This is a genomic window from Janthinobacterium sp. 64 (assembly GCF_002813325.1).
Lineage (GTDB): Bacteria > Pseudomonadota > Gammaproteobacteria > Burkholderiales > Burkholderiaceae_D > Janthinobacterium.
In genome coordinates, this window is sequence record NZ_PHUG01000001.1 from 1,773,874 (window position 1) to 1,792,569 (window position 18,696).

Sequence of the window (18,696 nt, forward strand, 5' to 3'; positions counted from 1 at the left end):
CATCCTCTTGCGCGGCAACCAGCTTGCGCTGAAATTATACGACTAAATATTCCCGTATGACACTAATCCCGCACTTATCCGCCAGTTATCCGCGCTGTACAGGACAAGGCGTGTCGCGGTAAAACACAAAGCCGCCCAGGCCGATGGCTTGCGTATCGGCCTTCACGGCGTAGACCAGCGTATTTTTGGCGGCCTCGACCCTCAGCAGGTTCTTGTGCAGCACCGTTTGCGCGTGCGACAGTTCCAACGACGGCGTCGGCGCCAGTTGCAAACGCAGCTCGGACGTGGCCGCATCGTAAGCCCAGCGGCCCGGATTGAAAAAGGCGAAGCCGCCGTCGAAACGCAGGCTGCCATCCTTGAACTGGGTCAGGCAAATGCCGGGAAATTCGCTGGGCGGGTTGTACCAGGTGGCGGCCACGGCGGCATCGGACGGCGTCTTGCCCGGCATCTGCATGCCGGTGCTGTCATTTTTTCCGCCCATGCCGGCGCAACCGGCCAGCGCCGCGATGCAGGCGGCAGCGGCCACCCGTTTGATCATGTTCCTGTGCATTCCCATCCCCTTGCTTTATAGAAACACAATCTTAGTCCGGGAAACGTGGCCGTTCAAGCGGCCAGCGCACATAAGGCCGATTTAATTGCCCTCGACAGCCTTCGCGGCCATGGCGGCAGCTTCGCGCAATTTATCTTTTTTACTCTTGCGCGCGCCCTTCACGCCGCCGTTTACCGTATCCGTGACGGGACTTACGGGCGCGGGCAGTTCCGTCGGCTCGAAACCGGCCACCACTTCGCGCACGATGCGCAAGTCGTTGCGGTTTTCGATCAGGCGGAAATGCGCTTCCGTGTCGGCCGTGACAAAACTGATGGCCGTGCCGCTTTCACCGGCGCGGCCCGTGCGGCCGATGCGGTGCGTGTAGTCGACGGCCGAGCGGGGCAAGTCATAGTTGACGACGGCCGGCAAGCCGGCGATGTCGATGCCGCGCGCGGCCACGTCGGTCGCCACCAGCACCTGCAAGCGGCACGCCTTGAAGTCGGCCAGCAGCTGGCTGCGCGTGCCCTGGCTGAATTCGCCGTGAAAGGCGCCCACATGCAGGCCGGCGCGCTGCAGCTTGTCGGCCACGTGTTCGGCCGCATACTTGGTGGCGACGAACACCAGCACGCGCTCCCACTGCTGCTGCAGGATCAGGTAGCGCAGCAGCTGCGTGCGGCGCGGCACGTCAACCGTGATGGCGCGCTGCACGATGTCGGGCTTGTCCAGCGCTTCGGACGCCACTTCGATGCGCACGGGGTCCTTGAGCAGGCTGTCGGCCAGCGCCTGCACGCTGTCGGGGAAGGTGGCGGAAAAGAACAGGTTTTGCCGCTTGCCCGGCAGTAGCGCCAGGATGGCGTTGATTTCCTCGCTGAAGCCCATGTCGAGCAAACGGTCGGCTTCGTCGAGCACGCACAGCGACACGCCGCCCAGCTTTACGGCATTTTGCCGCACCAGATCGAGCAAGCGGCCCGGCGTGGCGACGACGATGTCGGCGCCGCCGCGCAAGTCCATCATCTGCGGGTTGATCGACACGCCGCCGAACAGCACGGAGATCTTCAGCTTGATCGGCAGCGGCTTGGCCAGCGCGTGCACGGTCTGCCCCACCTGCGCCGCCAGCTCGCGCGTGGGCACGAGGATCAGCGCGCGCACCTGGCGCGGACCGGAGGCGGGCGCCATCAGCGCCTGCAGCAGCGGCAGCGCGTAGGCGGCCGTCTTGCCGGAACCCGTCTGCGCGGCGCCCAGCACGTCGCTGCCGCGCAGGATGGCGGGAATGGCGGCCGCCTGGATGGCCGTCGGCGCGGCATAGCCGGCCTTGTCGACGGCACGGACCAGGGCGGGGATCAGACCCAGTGAGGAAAATGGCATAGCGGGCCTTCTTTATTCGTAAAGTGGGACCGGCCGCAATGTGCGGCCGGTCGGAATAGCGACAGTATAAGGCAGGCGGCTATTGCCTGGGCATTTGCAGCTTCGGATGGCCCGCGTCATCATAGCCGGGCATGGCGCGACGGATCGCGTGCGAAAAATCAGGATCGTCGTTGGCAGCGCGCGCGCGCGCCGTGACGTGGCCCCCATCGCGCAACTGCTGGAAGGTCTGGCCGGGCACCAGACCCTTGACGTCGAACAGGTAGCGGTCCAGGTAGCCCGAGGCCATCAGCCGGTAGTCGAGCGGCAGGCCCGGCACGATGCGGCGCACCATCTCGAAGACGATGGTGGTGCAGTTGGCCGTCAGGGTGTTGTAGAAGCGCGGCTGGTTTTTCAGCGCTTGTGCTTCGTCCAGGTAGGCGAGGAACAGCGAGCGCATGGCCGCTTTCGGCATCATGACGCGGTACAGATGCATGTCCTCGCCGCGCGCATTCGTGCGCACGCGCAGGATGTCGCGCTCGTCGGCCGCCACCAGGCTCATCTCGAAATGCTTGAAAAAGCCGCCGATGGCGGAAAAGCTCTCGCCCTTTTCCTTGCGGATCTCGATGGAAAACGTCAGGAAGCGCCCGTCGGCAAAACCGAAGGAAATCAGGGTGTGCGCAATGTACGGCCCCGTCCAGTACGACAGCGCAGCGTCCACCGTGCGCAGTTCGTCGAGGTCGTAGCTGCGCTGCTCCCACTTGACCGTGTAGTCGTCATCGCTGCGCCAGTCGAAATTGCGCACGTTCTCCAGCGTGACGATGCTGCCCTTGACGGTGCCCGTGACATTGCGCGCCACGTCGTCGGCCCACACGCGCTGCTGCTTCGGCGTGATGAAACTCCACCACACAAGCAGCAGGAAAAAACCGGCCGCATACGGCAGCAGCACGCGCGCGTCGCCGCGCAGCCACCACAGCGCCACGCTGGCCACGCCCAGCGCGCCCCACAGCAGCGCGCCGATGCCTTGCGCCGCCGTGCCGCCGGACAACTGGTACCACAGCGCCAGCGCGCCCCACAGTGCAGTCAACAGAAGAATCAGGGAAACGGCCATTTTGCCGAAGGTGGCCAGCACGGAGCGGGCACGCAGTGAGAAGAAAGTCATGCCCTGATTATAGTGGCAAGTGCAGATGTGCAAGTATTTCGGACGTGCCATCCCATCGTCGTTGGCGCCGGGCCGGCAAAGGAATCGAAGTAGGCTCACTGCCATGGCATGCGGCCACATCCATCGCAGCACAGCTAGAATACCGGCATCGCCACCTTGCTGAAAGCCCCGCCATGCATGCCCCCATCCCCATCCTGCGCAGCTTTTCCGAAGAAAAAGCGCGCGAGTTCTACCTTGGTTTTCTCGGTTTCACGCTGGACTGGGAACACCGCTTCGTACCCACGGCGCCGCTGTACCTGCAGGTGACGCGCGGCGACCTGGTGCTGCACTTGAGCGAGCATTACGGCGACGCCACGCCCGGCGCGGCGCTGTTAATCCCCGTCGACGACATCGCCGCCCTGCACGCGGAGCTGCAGGCCAAGGATTACCCGTATGCGCGGCCCGGCATCCGCGACGAGGACTGGGGCCGCATCCTGGAAGTGGCGGACCCGTTCGGCAACCGGCTGCGCTTCTGGCAGCGCAGCGAATAAGGTCATTGCCCGCTCAGCGCGCGCATTTCCGCATACAGGTTCGCCTTGCCCTCGAAGCCGATGCCGACCAGGTCCGGCATGGTGATGTGGCCATTTTCCACGCGTACGCCGTCGGGGAAGCCGCCGAACGGCTGGAATAAATCCGGGTACGATTCATTGCCGCCCAGTCCCAGCCCCGCCGCGATATTCAGGGACATCTGGTGGCCGCCATGCGGGATGCAGCGGCTGCGCGACCAGCCGTGCTGCTGCAGCATGTCCAGCGTGCGCAGGTATTCCACCAGGCCGTAGCTCAAGGCGCAGTCGAACTGCAGCCAGTCGCGGTCGGCGCGCATGCCGCCGTAGCGGATCAGATTGCGCGCATCCTGCATGGAAAACAGGTTCTCGCCCGTCGCCATCGGCTTGTCGTAATAGCTGCGCAGGGTCGCTTGCAGCTCGAAGTCGAGCGGGTCGCCCGCCTCTTCATACCAGAACAGATCATACTCGCGCAGCGCCTTGGCGTAGGCGATCGAAGTATCGAGGTCGAAGCGGCCGTTGGCATCCACGCACAGCTTTTGCCCGTCCTGCAGCACTTCCATGATGGCGTCGATGCGGCGCAAGTCTTCATCCAGCGAAGCGCCGCCGATCTTTTTCTTGACCACCGTGTAGCCGCGGTCGATATAGCTGCGCATCTCGTCCTGCAGCGCACTCAAGCTCTGGCCCGGATAGTAATAGCCGCCGGCCGCATACACGAACACTTGTTTGTCCGGCACGCCCGTGCCATGGCGTTCGGCCAGCAACTGGAACAGCGGCTTGTTCTCGATCTTCGCCACGGCATCCCATATGGCCATGTCGATGGTGCCGATGGCTACCGAGCGCTCGCCGTGGCCGCCCGGCTTTTCATTCGTGTACATGCAGTCCCACACCTTGTGCGGGTCAAAGTTGCTGCCGTCGTCCGTCACGAGCGAGGCGGGATCGGCATCGAGGATGCGGGGAATGAAACGCTCGCGCATCAGCATGCCCTGGCCGTAGCGGCCATTCGAATTGAAGCCGTAGCCGACGACGGGCTTGCCGTCGCGCATCACGTCCGTGACGACGGCCACCAGGCTCAGGGTCATCTTGGTGAAATCGATGTAGGCATTGCGGATGGGGGAAGAGATGGGAATGGTCTTTTCGCGGATTTCAACGATTTTCATGCGGGTCTCCTGTGCTTGAATGGTGACGCCAGCTTAACCGCGATAGACAGTCGTATAATCAACTCCAATTTAAACCATTCTTCACTTGAAGTTAACAATGAAAAGCGACGCCACCACGGAAATGGCCTTCTTTGTGCTGCTGGCCAAGCTGGGCAGCCTGTCGGCCACGGCGCGCGAGCTGGGCATCACGCCGCCGGCCGTCAGCAAGCGATTGCAGGTGATGGAACAGCGCCTGGGCGTGCGGCTGCTCAATCGCAGCACGCGGCGCATCAGCCTGACGGGCGACGGCGAAAGTTATCTGCAGCAGGCGCGGCAGATCCTCGACGATATCCGCGCCATGGAAGAATCCCTGGCCAGCGGCAGCGCCGAGCCGCGCGGACTGCTGCGCGTGAATGCCACACTCGGTTTCGGGCGCACGGTGATCGCGCCCCTGCTGTCGCAATTCGCCCTGCGCCACCCGCAGCTGGAAGTGCAGCTGCAACTGACGGACAGCCCCATCAACCTGGTCGAGCAGGCCTACGACCTGGGCATCCGCTTCGGCGACTTGCCCGACACGCGGCTGTCCGCGCGGCGCATCATGTCGAACCGGCGCTTCCTGTGCGCTTCGCCCGCCTACCTGCAGGCGCACGGCACGCCGCACACTCCCGACGAGCTGGCACGGCACCGCTGCATCGTGCACCGGCAGAATGACGACGCCTACGGCATCTGGCGTTTGAGCCGTGGCCGCGCCACCCACACGGTGAAAGTGCGCGGCACCGTGGCCAGCAACGATGGCGACGTGGTGCTGGGCTGGGCCCTGGACGGGCACGGCATCCTGCTGCGCTCGGAATGGGACCTGACGCGCTACCTCGACAGTGGCCGCCTGCGCGTGGTGCTGCCCGACTACACGCTGGCGCCGGCCGACCTGTACGCCTATTACCCGAGCCGCCACCAGTTGCCCGCCAAAGTGCGCGCTTTTATCAATTTTCTCGGCCAGCAGATGCAGCAGGAAGCGGCCACGGCGGCCAAATCAGGTTAAACTACAATATTGCGATATGGCAATATTATGAAGGAGTAGGTTTTGCTAGTCATCCTCGGATTTCTCGTCGTGCTGTTTTCCGTCTTCGGCGGCTTCGCCATGCAGGGCGGCCACCTGGCGGCCCTGTTCCAGCCGCTGGAACTGCTGATGATCGGCGGCGCCGCGCTGGGCACATTCTTTGTCGGCAACGACGCCAAGGCCATCCGCGCCACGTTCGCCGCCCTGCCCACCCTGTTCCACGGTTCGCAATACACGAAAGCGCGCTATATGGAGCTGATGGGCCTGATGTATGAAATCCTCAGCAAGATCCGCAAGGAAGGCTTGATGTCGGTCGAGGACGATATCGACGACCCGTACCGCAGCGCCATCTTCGTGAAATACCCGTACACGCTCGGTGACGAGCACATCCTGGAATTCATCACCGATTATTTGCGCCTGATGGTGTCGGGCAATATGGACGCCTACCAGATCGAAAATCTGATGGATAACGAGATCGAGACGCACCATGAAGATGCGGAAATGCCGATCCAGACGATTTCGCAGCTGGCCGACGCCATGCCCGCCTTCGGCATCGTGGCCGCCGTGATGGGCGTGGTGCATACGATGGCGTCCGTCGGCTTGCCGCCGGCCGAGCTGGGCGTGCTGATCGCGCAGGCGCTGGTGGGCACCTTCATCGGCATCTTGCTGGCCTATGGTTTCATCGCGCCGCTGGCCAGCTTGCTGCGCCGCAAACACCATGAAACGGCGAAGATGTACCAGTGCGTGAAAGTGACCCTGCTGGCCAGCCTGAACGGCTATGCGCCGGCGCTGGCCGTGGAATTCGGCCGCAAGGTCATTTCCGCCACGGAACGCCCTTCGTTCAGCGAACTGGAAAACCACGTGCGCCAGGTGCGCACGAAGAACTGATTCCAGCGGTTCGCATCAAGCTTGCGGCGCCGTCCAGACCAGGTTCCACAGGTGGCCATCGATATCCTCGAAGCCCTGGTCATACATGTAGCCATGGTCTTCGGGCGGATGCGGTATGCGGGCACCTGCGGCCGCGGCCTTGGCGATCAGGCTGTCCACCTCTGCCCGGCTTTCGCAACTTAGGCAAATGACCACTTCATTGGCTTGCCTGGCATTCGCAACAGGTTTACCGGTCAGTGACTGGAAGAACGGCTCGGTCGTCAGCATGGCCTCGATGCTGCCGTCGACGATATTCATGAACGCCGCGTTCTCGCCGCTGAAGCGGGGATTGAAGGTAAAGCCAAGGGCGGAAAAGAAGGCCTTGGATGTATCCAGGTCCTTCACGGGCAGGTTGAGGATGATCTGTTTATGCATGGCGCTTCCTTGCTCACACGTTGACGAAAAAATCGTACCTCCAGAATACCAATAAAAACTAAAGAAAGGCGCGGGCCAGGCTTGAGCGCGCGCCAGCCAGCGCGTGCAGGCGTTCTTCAAGGTAGGCGCTCACGCGCGGATGCTGGCTGAAGGCGACGTTGAAGCGGATGTGCTGGTCGGGCGTGTCGTTGGCCGAGAACGCGGCGCCGCGCATCAGCAGGATCTTGTTGCGGTAGGCGTCCTGCACCAGCAAGTCCACGTCCAGCCCTTCGGGCATGCTGCCCCACAAGAAAATGCCGGCGTCGCCGGGCTGCTCGAACCGCACGCCGGCCGCGCTCAGTTGCCGCGTGCTGGCGTTGCGCGCCACCATGATCTTGCGTTGCAGCCGCTCCATGTGCTTGCGCAGCTTGCCGGCCTTGAGCACTTCCAGCAGCACGTATTCGTTCAGCGCAGGCAAGGTCATGATGGAATGGATCTTGGTGCGCATCAGCAGCTTGAGCAGGGCGGGCGCCGCAGCCAGGTAGCCCATGCGCAGGGCCGGGCTCAGCGCCTTGCACAGGCTCGAATAATAGATCACGCCATCGAGTCCGGACAACGACGCCAGCCGCGTGCTGTGGCCCGGCTGGAAATGGCCGTGCACGTCGTCTTCGGCGATCAGGAAGCCATACTGCTGCGCCATGATCAGTACCTTGTGCAGGTTGGCGGCGCTGCTGCTCCACCCGGTGGGATTGTGCAACGCCGTCTGCATGAACAGCAGGCGCGGACGGTGCACGCGGCAGGCGGCTTCCAGCTCGTCCAGGTCGAGGCCATCGGGGCGGCGCTGGATGGGCACCAGTCGCACGCCGTCCTGGCGCAGCCGGCCGAACATCAGGAAGTATCCGGGGTCTTCCACCAGCACCGTATCGCCGGGCTGCAGGAAGGTGCGGCAGATCAGATCGATGGCATGGGTGCCGCCGAACGTGGTGAGGATGTGGCTGGCGTCCGCAGCGACGCCGATGCCGCGCAACAGCAGCGCGATCTGCTCACGCAGTTCGGCCAGCCCTTGCGGCGGACAGCGCGAGGCCATGCCGGCCGCGCTGCGCGCCAGGCCGCGTTGCACGGCCGCCGCCGGCAGCGCGTCCTGCAGCCAGGTGGGCGGCAGCGCGCCGCTGCTGGCCAGCAGCACGCCCGGCCGCTGGTCGTTCACTTGCTGGCTCAGCCAGACCGGCTCCTGCTCCTGGCCCGCTTCCAGCGCCACCTCGTCGGGGATGGCGCGGCTGGCGTCGGCGGGGGCGCAGACGAAAAAACCTGTCGTGCCGTGCGTATCGATGACGCCGGCGGCCACCAGCCTGTCATACGCGACCACCACGGTGTTGGTGCTGACCGCGAGCTGCGTGGCGAGCTGGCGGATCGACGGCAGCCTGGTCCCGCCAGGCAGGACGCGTTGCGCGATCTGCAGGCGCAACGCGGCCTCAATCTGCTTGAACAGGGCGATGGGGGAGGAGCGGTCGATGGCGAACATGGGTGGCAGTCTAGCGTAAAAACGTCATGGCGAGGACCAGCAGGATGGCGCCCATCGCCAGATTGAAGATGCGCTGATTGCGGGGCGCCTTCAGCACGCTGCGGATCGACACGCCGAACAGCGCCCACATGGCGTTGCACGGCGCGCCCACCACGGTGCCGGTCAGCGACACCAGCAGCGCGCTGGCGAGCATGTTGCTGTGCGCAGGCATGAAGACGGACGCCATGGTGACCGCCTTGAGCCAGCTCTTGGGGTTCAGCGCCTGAAACAGCGCGGCCTGCGCCAACGACACGGCCTTCGGTGCGCTGCTTCCCGCCACCGAGGCGCCGGCCAGCTTCCAGGCCAGGAACATCAGGTACAGCGCACCCGCGATGCGCAGTACCTGCTGTGCCAGTGGGTACGCGACGAACACGCTGCCCAGCCCCACGCACATGAGCATGGTCTGCACAAAAATGCCGGCCTGGATGCCAAGGATCACCGGCAGCGCACCACGATAGCCGAAATTGGCGCCGGTGGTGGCCAGCATGACGTTGTTCGGCCCGGGCGTGGCGGACATCACAAAGCAATAGCTCATCAGGGGCAGGAGTTCGGTCATGGCAGGCAATCGCAGCGTCGAGAAGGCCCCAGTCTAGAAGCCCGGCACGGCAGGGACAAGGCACAAGGCGCCGCATACAGGCACATGCTGTATCAGTCGAACGACTGCTACAGCGGCGATATCGACCACTCCGCACGGACAAGCATTTGGAAAGCGCTGCTTTTCCCCGGTTGCGGTCGACAGTGCCGAAGGGCATTGTCAACATTGATAACGGACTTCAGCGTCCACCGCAGGCGCACAACGCAACTGGCGGATTGCCAGTGGGCTCAAGCGAGTCGAATTGTCATTTCAAAGGCGCTTCCACATTGGCTGGGATACCACCCCGTCATCAATGCCTGTCGAATAGCGTGTTCCACAACTGAGGGCGTGATAGCACGCGTGAAATTACCCAGCCAAATATCCGGACGTGCGATATCTGTTCTCACCAGAAGGGTGGTTCGGCCACCGCTTTCAGATTCCACTGCGAAAGACAGATTCGCTTCCCCCATGGCCTGTGTATAGGTGGGCAGACTGACCGACCATCGATATGGTAAAGAATCGACAATAATTCGGCGGCTTCCTTTTCTTGCAATGGACATGATATTTCCTGTTCGCCTATGCCAATCTTGTATTGGCCGGCCGGCGTTGTAAGATCACTGAATCCCGTGGTCCGTCTTGATTACAGAAAGGCGCGAACCAATCGCGTCAAATCGTCGAGAAATGCGCTTGATCGACGTGCTGTTCGGCCACTTCGCGCGCCAATGTCGCTGAAAAAAGTGGATTGATCAGCGCTTCCCTCAGCTATTCTCCTCAAAGCATTTGCCGACAGGCACCCGGCGGCTTGCCGATGACGCGCTTGAAAGCACGACTGAACGCGGCTTGAGATGTATAGCCAAGGCGTCGGGCGACGACGTCGATGGACACTCTTTCATGAGTGAGCAATTGTGTGGCAAGACGCATTCTCAATTCCGTGGCATAGCGCAGGGGCGGCACGCCGATGGTGGTTTCAAAGCGTCGCGCGAAGACAGAGCGAGAGATATAACACTCCGCAGCCAACTGTGCAACTGTCCATTCACGACCAGGCTGGCGGTGCAGCGCCAATATGGCAAGAGCAAGGCGCGGATCCCGCAATGCGGCGAGGAGACCAGAAGCGTTTTCACAACCGCATTCAATCCAGCCGCGCACGATCATTGCTGCCGCGACCTCCGCCAGGCGAGCCAGAATGCCTGCAAAGCCAATACGGCCGGCGCAGATTTCACGCTTCATTGAATCAAGAACAGGCAGTAAGCCAGGATAGCCTTGCGCTTGCGTGTCGGCCACCATGACGGTTGGCATCAGCTTGCCGATCCCTTGCATCCCGCCGAGATCGAATTCCATGCAGCCGTAAAAAATAACCGCACTGGGCATGGGGTGCGTACTGGGACATGTGTCGACTCCGCTAACGGATTCACCGAGGGGCGCGGCATCGAACTTTGCGATGTCCTGAAATGCAATACCCGCATCCGACAGAAGCTGATGTCTCCTGCCGTGAGGCATGAACACCGCGCTACCGGCAGACAGCTTGTGCAACTCACCATCATCGGTACATATGAAGGCAGTGCCAACGGCCAGGAAGTGGAAGTAGGCATGGCCTGGCTTGTCTTCAAAGCCTATGCCGAAAGCTGGACCGGTCTGAATACGGCGGTACTGGACTCCACGCAGGCGCATACCTGTCAATAGTTCGCTGATGAGATTAGATGATGGGGAAATTTGATTTTTCTTGCTCATTTTAGGTGTTTCGATCAAAACATCAGGAGTTACCATCATAGATCATCCTGGATTTTACCTCTAGACTTTCGACTCTGATTGTTTTAGGGATTGTAGAGATGAACAACGATGTTTTTGCTACCAAGCAAACGCCCAACGCGAACGATGTGTCTGTTTCAGAGCCAGCGGCAGCAGCATGGATGGCCGTGTTTTCACTGGCAATGGGGGTTTTCGGTTTACTGACGGCGGAGTACCTGCCAGCCAGTCTGTTGACCCCGATGGCCTTCGATCTTGGTGTATCGGAGGCACTAGCTGGTCAGGCAGTGACGGTGACGGCCGTCGTGGCCATGTTCGCCGGGCTGTCGGTGCCAGGCCTCACGCGTCATTTTGACCGGCGTGTCGTCTTGTTGGCTTTCACAGTGCTGATGATCGCCTCCAATTTGCTAGTGGCGTTGTCCTCTAGCTTGACAGTATTGTTGGTGATGCGCATTCTTCTGGGCGTCGCGTTAGGCGGCTTTTGGAGCATGGCGGCAGCCGTGGCCATGCGGCTGGTGCCGGCAAAATTGGTGCCGCGAGCGCTATCCATCATATTCAGTGGCATCGCCATCGGGACGGTCGTTTCCGTACCGTTGGGCAGCTACCTGGGGGGACTATATGGCTGGCGCAGTGCATTTATAGCAGCCGCGGCTGTCGGAGGGCTGACACTTTTGTTTCAATTGTTCACGCTGCCCCGTATGGCGCCGCGCACGATGATGCGCACAACATCGGTACTGCAATTGCTCCGTCGCCCGGGGATTGGGATCGGGATGTTGGGCTGCGTACTTGCCCATACCGGGCAATATGCATTGTTCACCTATATTCGCCCCGCTCTTGAAAGCGTTGTCCATATCGATGTAAACGGTTTGTCTCTGATGCTCCTGGGTTTTGGTGTCGCCAACTTCGTTGGCACGCTGCTAGCCGGCTGGCTAATGGAGCGTAGCCTGCGTGCAACTTTAGTGCTCATGCCTGCGCTGGTGGGCTTGGCGGCATTCGGCATGATCTTACTGCCAGTCGAAGGAACAGGCCTGATGCTTTTGGTCGCTCTGTGGGGCCTGGCGTTCGGCGGCGTACCAGTCGCCTGGTCCAACTGGGTAGCCCGTGCTGTCCCTGATCAAGCGGAGACAGCCGGCGGCATGGTCGTCGCTGCGGTGCAATCGTCAATAGCTGCCGGCGCTGCATTGGGTGGCATGATGTTCGGGTTGGGTGGAGTGACAGGCGTTTTCATTATTGCTGGCGTGGTGATGCTGTTCGCGGCTCTCGTTATCGCTTTAAGAGTTCGAGTCGAACTGCCGCAGTGACCCGCCACGAGTTCGCCAGACGCACTTCAGGCGATCAAAAATACTGCCTTTCGCTGATGACCAGTTCACCGCCAGCGTACGATATTCTCTGCCTCACCGAGCGTTCAAAGCAGAGGATGGGCTAGGCTGTCGTAGCCAACTGTGCCGATGTAGGGCTCAGAAGCAGGGGCTCTACCGCGGCTGCCTCAGTCGCAATGACATCCTTCGCCGTCCATGATGACGAAGGAAATCCAGCTTTTGCTTCAGCGCGGCAGAAGTCTTTGCCGGGTAGGAGCTAGACAAGTCAGACCCGGCCTCGCTATTGGATCAGGCAGCTACGAGATCTCACACCAGGAGCCTGGCAACATAGCCAGGCCCTCAACACGATCCTTCGGTTTTTCATCCTGCAAGAACCATGGATATGGAAAGCCTAAGCTACCAGTGGCGTTTTGCCCCAGTAGCACCGTCCGCTTCCGGCCCAAAGCGGTCTTTGTTCAAGAGTTCTACTTCTCATAAAAACCACTACAAAGGTGACACCCAAAAATTCCACCATAGTGGAAATTATGATCTGAACAATAGGCGGCACTTGGGCTATATCCTTCTTGGCAATATGTAACCTCCTCAAAAATAGCTCTATTGGACGATGCTAGTTGCCGCGCGTTTTGATAGCCCAACCCTAATGAAACCTGCATCGGTCTTCTGTCGCGCACACTTTCCATCACTGCTTTTCGCAGTTCAATCTCACTAGCAAAAACTCCCTGCGCACGGATGAGCTTAAGTCCTTCTTCCCGCATAGTAGGAGCTATTTTCGCCCACAGCTGAACTCGAACTGGTTCTTCCATCTTTCGTACCTCATCAATTCCTCTAACTGTCTGCTCCTGGCCGATAGCGGACTGTCGGAACGGCTTAGCACACAAAAATATTGCCATCATGGCAGGATGGAGGCTTGGTTCGGCGTGCCAAATCTTCTCTTTGCTATTTGTCCTCTCCCTGCCATTTACGGTGCCGGCGCCGTCTCATCCGGGCAGCTGACCTCGTCCTCTGGCGTATATAAAGTCATCGGCACGCGCTGGCCGTCGACTTCCAGCTCGCGCACCTTCGGCGGCACCAGCTGGAATTGGCCCGCTTGCAGCTTTTCGCGCAGGGGCTTGCAGCGCAGGGCGTCGACAGGGATTTGCCCGCGCGCGGTCCAGCTGCCGTCTTCCTTTTCCGCCAGCAAGACCGACGAGGCACGCGGGTCATTGCTGATCAGCAGCACGTCCTCTTTGCCATCGCCGTCGAAATCGAGCAGGTAGGCATCGCACTGGGGCCCTGCCCGCTTCAGGCAGGCGGGCAGGCGCCAGGCCGGGCTCACTTGTGTCCAGTCCTGGCGCAGGAAACTGTCCGGCAACTTCGCCGTGGCCGGGCGCAGCGTCAGGTTGATCGACACGTCGCTCAGCGCGCCCGTTTCGTCGAGGCGATTCTGGCGCTTGAGCATGGCCTCGGCGCGGGCCCGCACGATGGCTGCATCCGGCCCCGTCGTGCGTTTCGTCAATTCCTGCAGGGCCGCCTGGCCATAGCGGGCGCCCTGGAAGCGCAGGTATTCAAAATCGAACTTGTCCACGCTCACTTTACCGCTGTCCAGGCGCGCCATCTGGCTGGACACGGAAATGCGCGCCGGGTCCGCCAGCGGCGAGAACAGCGCGAACAGCACCAGCAAGGTGACAAAGGCGGTGGCCACGTTGACGTTGGCGATCAGGTGCAGCCAGTCGCCATACTTGCTGGCCGCCCAGGCGTAACCGGCCGCGTAGCAGGTGGCGACCAGCAGGCAGGCGGCAGCGATCAGGCGGTCGGCCGTCCAGCCATGCGACATCACGCGCAAGGTCAGCGCATAGATGGCGATGCCCACCACCCACGGCAGCAGCAAACAGGCCAGGCGCGTGCCCAGGCGGATGCCGCGCGCCACGCCATGGCCCACTTCGCCATTCTGGAAGGCGGCATTGATCAGCACCACCAGCACGCCGGCCATGCCCAGCAGTACGGACGCCGCATGGCGCGTGGCCCACAGGCGTTCGAAACCGATGAAGGGCAGGGTCAGCAGGAAGCCGGAGACGAGCACGGCGGCGATCGGCATCAGCCACGACAGCAGCACCAGCAGCAAGGTGCGGATGCCGCGCACGATGGATGGGCGCACGTCGGTGATATGGATGGCGAACGAGAATGCAAAGCAGATGACGGGGATCACGAACCAGGCCTGGCCCAGCAACTTTTTCAGGAAACTGAGCTTGATCAGCAGGAACAGTTGCCCGCCCAGCCACAGCACCAGCCACAGGCCCAGCACGAACAGCAGGGAAAACAGCAGCTGGATGCCGAGCTTCCAGGCGATTTCAAAATACGTGGGATAGCGGGCGATGCGCTGGCCATCCTGGGCGCTGGCCAGCACCAGCGCGTGGGCGATATAGAAACCGACCACGCAAAAACCGAACAGCTGGGCAGAAATGACGCGCAGCGGCGCACCGGGCTTGTAGTTGCCCCAGATCACGTGCTCGGCGCCGCGCGCCACATCATGCCAGGCCAGCACGGCCATCACGACGGCGGCGCCGGCCATCCACAGGCCGATGCGCTTGACCGACATGTGGCCCAGGCTCGATACCAGCAGGATGGGCAGCAGCAAGCTGATCAGCATCAGCGGCGCCAGCAGATAGGCTTCCGTGGCGGGCCACACCTTGTCTTGCGCCGTGCTGTACAGCCAGTACAGCAGCAAACCTTGCAGCAGGCCCGTCACCAGGCGCGTCACCGCGATGCGCGGCGCCACCACCGGATCGAGCAACGCCATGTTTTTTCCTGCGGCATCCTGCTGCATAGTCATCCTCTTAATAGTCGTTCATTGCAGTCATTGCTGTACTGCGAGCACGGCCATTATTGCATTTCGTTATCGTCATCTCAACAGCGATTCGTGCGCGCGCCCCGCCGGCGCGCCCTCGCTGCGGTGCAATGGCAGGCTTTGCGCCAGGCCCCAGGCCAGTTCCGGCACGAAGAACAGCCACAGCACGGGCTGGCCCGTGACCAGCAGCGCCCACGCCATCCACAGGGAAAACAGGTAGCGCGCCGCCGCGTCATAGCGGCCGAAGCGCGGCTGCGGGTCGAGCATGCGCAGCACGGACCAGACCATCACCACGCTGCCAAACAAGCTGCTGATGAGCAGATGAAACGGTCCGAAGACGGGCAGCGGCAGGCCGCCCAGGCTCACGTTGAGGGCGTTCAAGTGCTCGCGCAGCAGCAAAAACGTCCACGGCGTGGTAAACGGGGCAATCATGAGCACATCATAAATGGCGCTGGCGCGCACCAGGCGGCGGAAAGCGGAAACGGACAACATGGCAACTCCTGTCGATGGAAAGCGCCCATGATCAGGGTTGGAGTACACTCCATGGTCAAGTATTTTATGAAAGAAAAATCACCATGCAGATCGGCGAAATGGCGCAGGCGACGGGCTTGAGCCGCGATACCCTGCGCTTCTATGAAAAGCGGGGACTGCTGCGCGCGCGGCGCGGGGCGAACGGCTACCGCCACTACCCGCCCGAGGCGGCCGACTGGCTGCGCTACGTGCGCACGGCGCAGCAGCTGGGCTTTACGCTGGCCGAAATCGAGGCCGACATGCCGCTGCTGGCGGCCGCCGGCGATCCCGCCACGGCGGACCTGCTGCGCGCGGCGCTGGCGCGCAAGCTGCTTGACATCGATGCGCGCATCGCGGGCTTGACGCGGTTGCGCGCAGAGCTGGCGCGGCGGCTCGAGCCGCAGGCGGCGGCGTGTCCGTTACGGGGCGAGGCCGCTGCAACGCAACGACACCTGGCGTAAAAAAACCGCCTGTGCATGGCAGCAGGCGGTTTGATTTCGGACAAAACCAGGCTTACCTGGCGGCCTTGCGGCGGCGCAGGAAACCCATCAGGCCCAGGCCGGCGAGCAGCATGGCGTAGGTTTCCGGTTCCGGCACGGCAGTCATCACGGACACGTTGTCGATCACGGCGCCCGAGAATTTGTCGAGCGGCGTGCCGGCCTTGGCGGCGCTGGCAAACGACAGGGTCGCCAGGCCGGTGGTGGCAGCCTTGAAGCTCAGGGTATTGCTGTACAAGGTGTTCGAGGCGGCAGCCGTCGAGTAGAAATTGCCTGCCACGCCACCGAAACTGACCGCCACGCCCTGGCCTGCGGGGCCGCCGGAATTGCGCGCCATGTCAAAGCTCAGGTTATACGTCTGGCCGGCAACGACACTGAAACTTTGCGAGAGGAAACCCGGACCAGGCGTGCCCAGCATATCGATGCTGTAGCCATCGATGGCATTGTAGGCATTGCGGATCAGGTCGACGGAACTGGCGCCCACGGTCCAGCCCGTAAGGGCCGACGAACCGCTGTCGATGACTTTAAAACCGCTGTTGAGGGTATAGCCGGTAGCGACCGTTTCAAAATTGCCATTCGTGATCAGGTTGACGGGACTGGCGCTGGCGGTGCCTGCTGCAAACAGAGCGACAACTGCTGCGATGGTGGCGATTTTCATGAGCTGATTTCCTTGCCTTGTTGACATTAAAGTTACCTTAAGTGAAATCATATCTCAGCCATGATGAAAATCAAAGAACTTTGCAAAAATATATTCAAGTAGACGATTTGCAACGCTTTCAGAACCCCGCCCCCTGATGTGGACCGTCAATCGAGTTGCTGGCGCGCCACCAGGATGCCATCCGCATCGGCGTAGATCCAGTCGCCCGGATGCACGGCCACGCCGCTGATCTGCACGCGCACGTCGCGCTGGCCGGCGCCCGTCTTGCCGCTCTTGCGCGGATGCGTGGCCAGGGCGCGCACGCCGATCTGGCAGACATTGATTTCCTCGCTGTCGCGGATGCAGCCATCGACGACGATGCCGGCCCAGCCGTTGCTATCGGCCAGCACGCCCAGCTGGCCGCCCACCAGCGCGCGGCGCAGGCTGCCGCCGCCATCGATCACCAGCACATGGCCCTGGCCCGGCGTTTCCAGGGTGCTGCGCACGAGCGCGTTGTCTTCGAACACTTGCAAGGTGGTGGCCGGACCGCTGAAGCGCACGCGCTGGCCGAAAGCGCGGTACACGGGCGGCAGCACGGCCAGGGTGCCATCGTCCAGCATGGCTGCATGGTCGTCGCACAGATCGGTGGTGGCAAAGGTCATGGGAACTCCTTGAGTGGCAGATGGCAACGATTCTATGCCTTTTGCAGCGCCGCCGCGCGTGTTTTGCCGCCCACACCCACGGCCGTGGCAATCGCCAGCGCCTGAAACACGCCGATGAAGACGAACAGCAAGGCCGGATGGTCGCCATCCATCAGCGCGCCAAAGAACAGGGGTCCCACGGCCAGGCCGCTGTCGAGGCCCGAATACACGACGCCATACACGCGCCCCGTGGCATTTTTCGGTGCCGCCGCGCGTATCATCAGGTCGCGCGACGGTCCCGCCACGCCCGACGTCAGGCCGATGGCGCCCATCAGCACCACTGCGCCCCAGGCCGGCACGACGGCCATGGCCAGCAGCACGGCCAGCAGCGCGGCGGCCGAAAAGGCGATCGCCACGTTGCGGTCCGGCTGCTTGCTGCGCGCACCCACCACGCCGCCGGCCAGCATGCCCACGGCCGAGGCCAGCATGTAGGCCGTGTAGGCGCTGGTGGCCAGCGCCAGGCTCATGCCGTACAGCCTGACCAGAGCCACGCTGGCAAAGCTCTGGATGCCGCCCAGGGCGATGGCGGTAATGAAAAAGAAGGCAAAACACATCCACACGGCCGGCAAACGCAAAAAGTCCAGCGTGCCTTCGCCGCCGCCCGCCTGGCCCGGCGCGGCCTTTTTCAACGGCTCTGGACGGATCGCGTGGCGGTTCAAAAACAGGATCAGCAGCACGCCGAACGGCAGCACGGCTGCGCACTGCAGCGCGATTCTCCAGTCATACTGGGTGGCAACATACGTCATGAACAGGGGCGCCAGGGCCCAGCCGATGTTGCCGCTGATGCCATGCACGGAAAAGCCGTAGGCCACGCGGGCCGCCGAGACGCGCTGGTTGAGGATCGTATAGTCGGCCGGATGGAACACGCTGTTACCCATGCCGGCCAGCATGGCGCCCAGCATCAGCGCCGCATAGCTGTGCGCGGTGGACAGGGCCAGCGCCGACACGCCCAGCAAGAAGATGCCGGAAAACAGCACGGCACGCGCGCCGAAGCGGTCGACGACAAAGCCGGCCAGCGCCTGGCCCACGCCCGAGATGATGAAAAACACGGTCATCAGCAGGCCCAGTTCCGCATACGACAGGTCAAAGGCGGGCTTCAGCCAAACGAACAGGGCCGCGAGGATCAGGTGGTAGAAGTGCGAAATGCCATGCGCCAGGCCCACCAGGGCGATGACGCGCGCGTCGCTGCGCAAGGTAGGAAGGCCGGATGCCGAGTGAGTTGTTATCATGTCATACCCTGTCTTATACTGGTGAAGCTCAAGTGTATGCAAAATACCAT

Annotated in this window: 20 protein-coding genes; 5 read left to right on the plus strand and 15 right to left on the minus strand. The window is 62.1% G+C overall.

Translation table 11 applies throughout. The features are described 5' to 3' along the window. Positions 1-85: 85 nt before the first annotated feature. The 3 genes from CLU91_RS07750 to CLU91_RS07760 all read right to left on the minus strand — a co-directional run bounded on the left by CLU91_RS07750 (position 86) and on the right by CLU91_RS07760 (position 3,032). On the minus strand, positions 86-538 hold the full coding sequence (locus tag CLU91_RS07750; protein ID WP_100873687.1) for a hypothetical protein: 453 nt from the start codon (positions 536-538) through the stop codon (positions 86-88). Between the two features lie 93 nt (positions 539-631). Next, positions 632-1,894 (minus strand): DEAD/DEAH box helicase, encoded by a 1,263-nt coding sequence (locus CLU91_RS07755; RefSeq protein WP_100873688.1) that lies wholly within the window; start codon positions 1,892-1,894, stop codon positions 632-634. A gap of 79 nt (positions 1,895-1,973) precedes the next feature. Beyond that, complete coding sequence (locus CLU91_RS07760; protein ID WP_198521278.1) at positions 1,974-3,032, minus strand: Lnb N-terminal periplasmic domain-containing protein; 1,059 nt, start codon at positions 3,030-3,032, stop codon at positions 1,974-1,976. 173 nt (positions 3,033-3,205) lie between these two features. On the opposite strand from CLU91_RS07760, the gene CLU91_RS07765 reads away from it, so the two are divergent. Then, positions 3,206-3,562, plus strand: a complete 357-nt coding sequence (locus CLU91_RS07765; RefSeq protein WP_100873689.1) for a glyoxalase superfamily protein — start codon at positions 3,206-3,208, stop codon at positions 3,560-3,562. A 2-nt stretch (positions 3,563-3,564) separates the two neighbouring features. On the opposite strand, the gene CLU91_RS07770 is transcribed toward CLU91_RS07765, so the two are convergent. Beyond that, positions 3,565-4,734, minus strand: a complete 1,170-nt coding sequence (locus CLU91_RS07770) for a mandelate racemase/muconate lactonizing enzyme family protein (RefSeq protein WP_100873690.1) — start codon at positions 4,732-4,734, stop codon at positions 3,565-3,567. A 97-nt stretch (positions 4,735-4,831) separates the two neighbouring features. Here CLU91_RS07770 and CLU91_RS07775 point away from each other — a divergent pair, with 97 nt between their 5' ends. Together CLU91_RS07775 and motA are read left to right on the plus strand one after the other, a co-directional pair. Next, positions 4,832-5,752, plus strand: coding sequence for a LysR family transcriptional regulator (locus tag CLU91_RS07775; protein WP_100873691.1), 921 nt, complete (start codon positions 4,832-4,834; stop codon positions 5,750-5,752). A 42-nt stretch (positions 5,753-5,794) separates the two neighbouring features. Continuing rightward, positions 5,795-6,658, plus strand: a complete 864-nt coding sequence (gene motA / locus CLU91_RS07780; protein ID WP_071076441.1) for a flagellar motor stator protein MotA — start codon at positions 5,795-5,797, stop codon at positions 6,656-6,658. A 15-nt stretch (positions 6,659-6,673) separates the two neighbouring features. Here the strand turns inward: motA and CLU91_RS07785 are convergent, their stop codons facing one another. The 5 genes from CLU91_RS07785 to CLU91_RS07800 all read right to left on the minus strand — a co-directional run bounded on the left by CLU91_RS07785 (position 6,674) and on the right by CLU91_RS07800 (position 10,953). After that, on the minus strand, positions 6,674-7,072 hold the full coding sequence (locus tag CLU91_RS07785; RefSeq protein ID WP_100873692.1) for a VOC family protein: 399 nt from the start codon (positions 7,070-7,072) through the stop codon (positions 6,674-6,676). A 58-nt stretch (positions 7,073-7,130) separates the two neighbouring features. Then, positions 7,131-8,573, minus strand: coding sequence for an aminotransferase-like domain-containing protein (locus CLU91_RS07790; RefSeq protein ID WP_100873693.1), 1,443 nt, complete (start codon positions 8,571-8,573; stop codon positions 7,131-7,133). A 10-nt stretch (positions 8,574-8,583) separates the two neighbouring features. Then, positions 8,584-9,168 (minus strand): LysE family translocator, encoded by a 585-nt coding sequence (locus tag CLU91_RS07795; RefSeq protein WP_100873694.1) that lies wholly within the window; start codon positions 9,166-9,168, stop codon positions 8,584-8,586. Positions 9,169-9,434: 266 nt separating this feature from the next. Beyond that, the gene (locus CLU91_RS27820) at positions 9,435-9,746 is read right to left on the minus strand and encodes a hypothetical protein (protein WP_157814643.1); all 312 of its coding nucleotides are present in this window, start codon (positions 9,744-9,746) and stop codon (positions 9,435-9,437) included. 211 nt (positions 9,747-9,957) lie between these two features. Then, entirely contained in the window at positions 9,958-10,953 is a 996-nt protein-coding gene (locus tag CLU91_RS07800) for an AraC family transcriptional regulator (RefSeq protein ID WP_100873695.1), read from the minus strand. Positions 10,954-11,012: 59 nt separating this feature from the next. Between CLU91_RS07800 and CLU91_RS07805 the strand changes: the two genes are divergently transcribed. Next, positions 11,013-12,230, plus strand: coding sequence for an MFS transporter (locus tag CLU91_RS07805; protein ID WP_100873696.1), 1,218 nt, complete (start codon positions 11,013-11,015; stop codon positions 12,228-12,230). Between the two features lie 482 nt (positions 12,231-12,712). Here CLU91_RS07805 and CLU91_RS27825 read toward each other — a convergent pair whose 3' ends face one another. From CLU91_RS27825 to CLU91_RS07815, 3 genes are all read right to left on the minus strand, one after another. Further along, a complete protein-coding gene (locus CLU91_RS27825; protein ID WP_157814644.1) occupies positions 12,713-13,051 on the minus strand; it encodes a hypothetical protein in 339 nt (112 codons plus the stop codon). A gap of 155 nt (positions 13,052-13,206) precedes the next feature. After that, entirely contained in the window at positions 13,207-15,024 is a 1,818-nt protein-coding gene (locus CLU91_RS07810; RefSeq protein WP_100873697.1) for a DUF4153 domain-containing protein, read from the minus strand. A gap of 102 nt (positions 15,025-15,126) precedes the next feature. Continuing rightward, positions 15,127-15,564, minus strand: coding sequence for a hypothetical protein (locus tag CLU91_RS07815; RefSeq protein WP_100873698.1), 438 nt, complete (start codon positions 15,562-15,564; stop codon positions 15,127-15,129). A gap of 83 nt (positions 15,565-15,647) precedes the next feature. Between CLU91_RS07815 and CLU91_RS07820 the strand changes: the two genes are divergently transcribed. After that, positions 15,648-16,043 (plus strand): MerR family transcriptional regulator, encoded by a 396-nt coding sequence (locus tag CLU91_RS07820; protein WP_100873699.1) that lies wholly within the window; start codon positions 15,648-15,650, stop codon positions 16,041-16,043. 52 nt (positions 16,044-16,095) lie between these two features. Here CLU91_RS07820 and CLU91_RS07825 read toward each other — a convergent pair whose 3' ends face one another. The 3 genes from CLU91_RS07825 to CLU91_RS07835 form a co-directional block, all read right to left on the minus strand. Then, a complete protein-coding gene (locus tag CLU91_RS07825; RefSeq protein WP_232730666.1) occupies positions 16,096-16,737 on the minus strand; it encodes a choice-of-anchor C family PEP-CTERM protein in 642 nt (213 codons plus the stop codon). A gap of 146 nt (positions 16,738-16,883) precedes the next feature. After that, positions 16,884-17,378 carry a ribonuclease E activity regulator RraA gene (rraA, locus tag CLU91_RS07830; RefSeq protein WP_100873701.1) on the minus strand — a complete coding sequence of 165 codons (495 nt, stop codon included), beginning with the start codon at positions 17,376-17,378 and terminating at the stop codon, positions 16,884-16,886. Between the two features lie 32 nt (positions 17,379-17,410). Continuing rightward, on the minus strand, positions 17,411-18,646 hold the full coding sequence (locus CLU91_RS07835; RefSeq protein ID WP_100873702.1) for an MFS transporter: 1,236 nt from the start codon (positions 18,644-18,646) through the stop codon (positions 17,411-17,413). Positions 18,647-18,696 lie beyond the last annotated feature (50 nt).

Excerpts from the sequence above, each read along its gene's own strand:
- CLU91_RS07750 (WP_100873687.1), bottom strand. The coding sequence starts at position 538 with ATGATCAAACGGGTGGCCGCTGCCGCCTGCATCGCGGCGCTGGCCGGT.
- CLU91_RS07755 (WP_100873688.1), bottom strand. The coding sequence starts at position 1,894 with ATGCCATTTTCCTCACTGGGTCTGATCCCCGCCCTGGTCCGTGCCGTC.
- CLU91_RS07760 (WP_198521278.1), bottom strand. The coding sequence starts at position 3,032 with ATGACTTTCTTCTCACTGCGTGCCCGCTCCGTGCTGGCCACCTTCGGC.
- CLU91_RS07765 (WP_100873689.1), top strand. The coding sequence starts at position 3,206 with ATGCATGCCCCCATCCCCATCCTGCGCAGCTTTTCCGAAGAAAAAGCG.
- CLU91_RS07770 (WP_100873690.1), bottom strand. The coding sequence starts at position 4,734 with ATGAAAATCGTTGAAATCCGCGAAAAGACCATTCCCATCTCTTCCCCC.
- CLU91_RS07775 (WP_100873691.1), top strand. The coding sequence starts at position 4,832 with ATGAAAAGCGACGCCACCACGGAAATGGCCTTCTTTGTGCTGCTGGCC.
- CLU91_RS07785 (WP_100873692.1), bottom strand. The coding sequence starts at position 7,072 with ATGCATAAACAGATCATCCTCAACCTGCCCGTGAAGGACCTGGATACA.
- CLU91_RS07790 (WP_100873693.1), bottom strand. The coding sequence starts at position 8,573 with ATGTTCGCCATCGACCGCTCCTCCCCCATCGCCCTGTTCAAGCAGATT.
- CLU91_RS07795 (WP_100873694.1), bottom strand. The coding sequence starts at position 9,168 with ATGACCGAACTCCTGCCCCTGATGAGCTATTGCTTTGTGATGTCCGCC.
- CLU91_RS27820 (WP_157814643.1), bottom strand. The coding sequence starts at position 9,746 with ATGTCCATTGCAAGAAAAGGAAGCCGCCGAATTATTGTCGATTCTTTA.
- CLU91_RS07800 (WP_100873695.1), bottom strand. The coding sequence starts at position 10,953 with ATGATGGTAACTCCTGATGTTTTGATCGAAACACCTAAAATGAGCAAG.
- CLU91_RS07805 (WP_100873696.1), top strand. The coding sequence starts at position 11,013 with ATGAACAACGATGTTTTTGCTACCAAGCAAACGCCCAACGCGAACGAT.
- CLU91_RS27825 (WP_157814644.1), bottom strand. The coding sequence starts at position 13,051 with ATGGAAGAACCAGTTCGAGTTCAGCTGTGGGCGAAAATAGCTCCTACT.
- CLU91_RS07810 (WP_100873697.1), bottom strand. The coding sequence starts at position 15,024 with ATGGCGTTGCTCGATCCGGTGGTGGCGCCGCGCATCGCGGTGACGCGC.
- CLU91_RS07815 (WP_100873698.1), bottom strand. The coding sequence starts at position 15,564 with ATGTTGTCCGTTTCCGCTTTCCGCCGCCTGGTGCGCGCCAGCGCCATT.
- CLU91_RS07820 (WP_100873699.1), top strand. The coding sequence starts at position 15,648 with ATGCAGATCGGCGAAATGGCGCAGGCGACGGGCTTGAGCCGCGATACC.
- CLU91_RS07825 (WP_232730666.1), bottom strand. The coding sequence starts at position 16,737 with ATGAAAATCGCCACCATCGCAGCAGTTGTCGCTCTGTTTGCAGCAGGC.
- rraA (WP_100873701.1), bottom strand. The coding sequence starts at position 17,378 with ATGACCTTTGCCACCACCGATCTGTGCGACGACCATGCAGCCATGCTG.
- CLU91_RS07835 (WP_100873702.1), bottom strand. The coding sequence starts at position 18,646 with ATGATAACAACTCACTCGGCATCCGGCCTTCCTACCTTGCGCAGCGAC.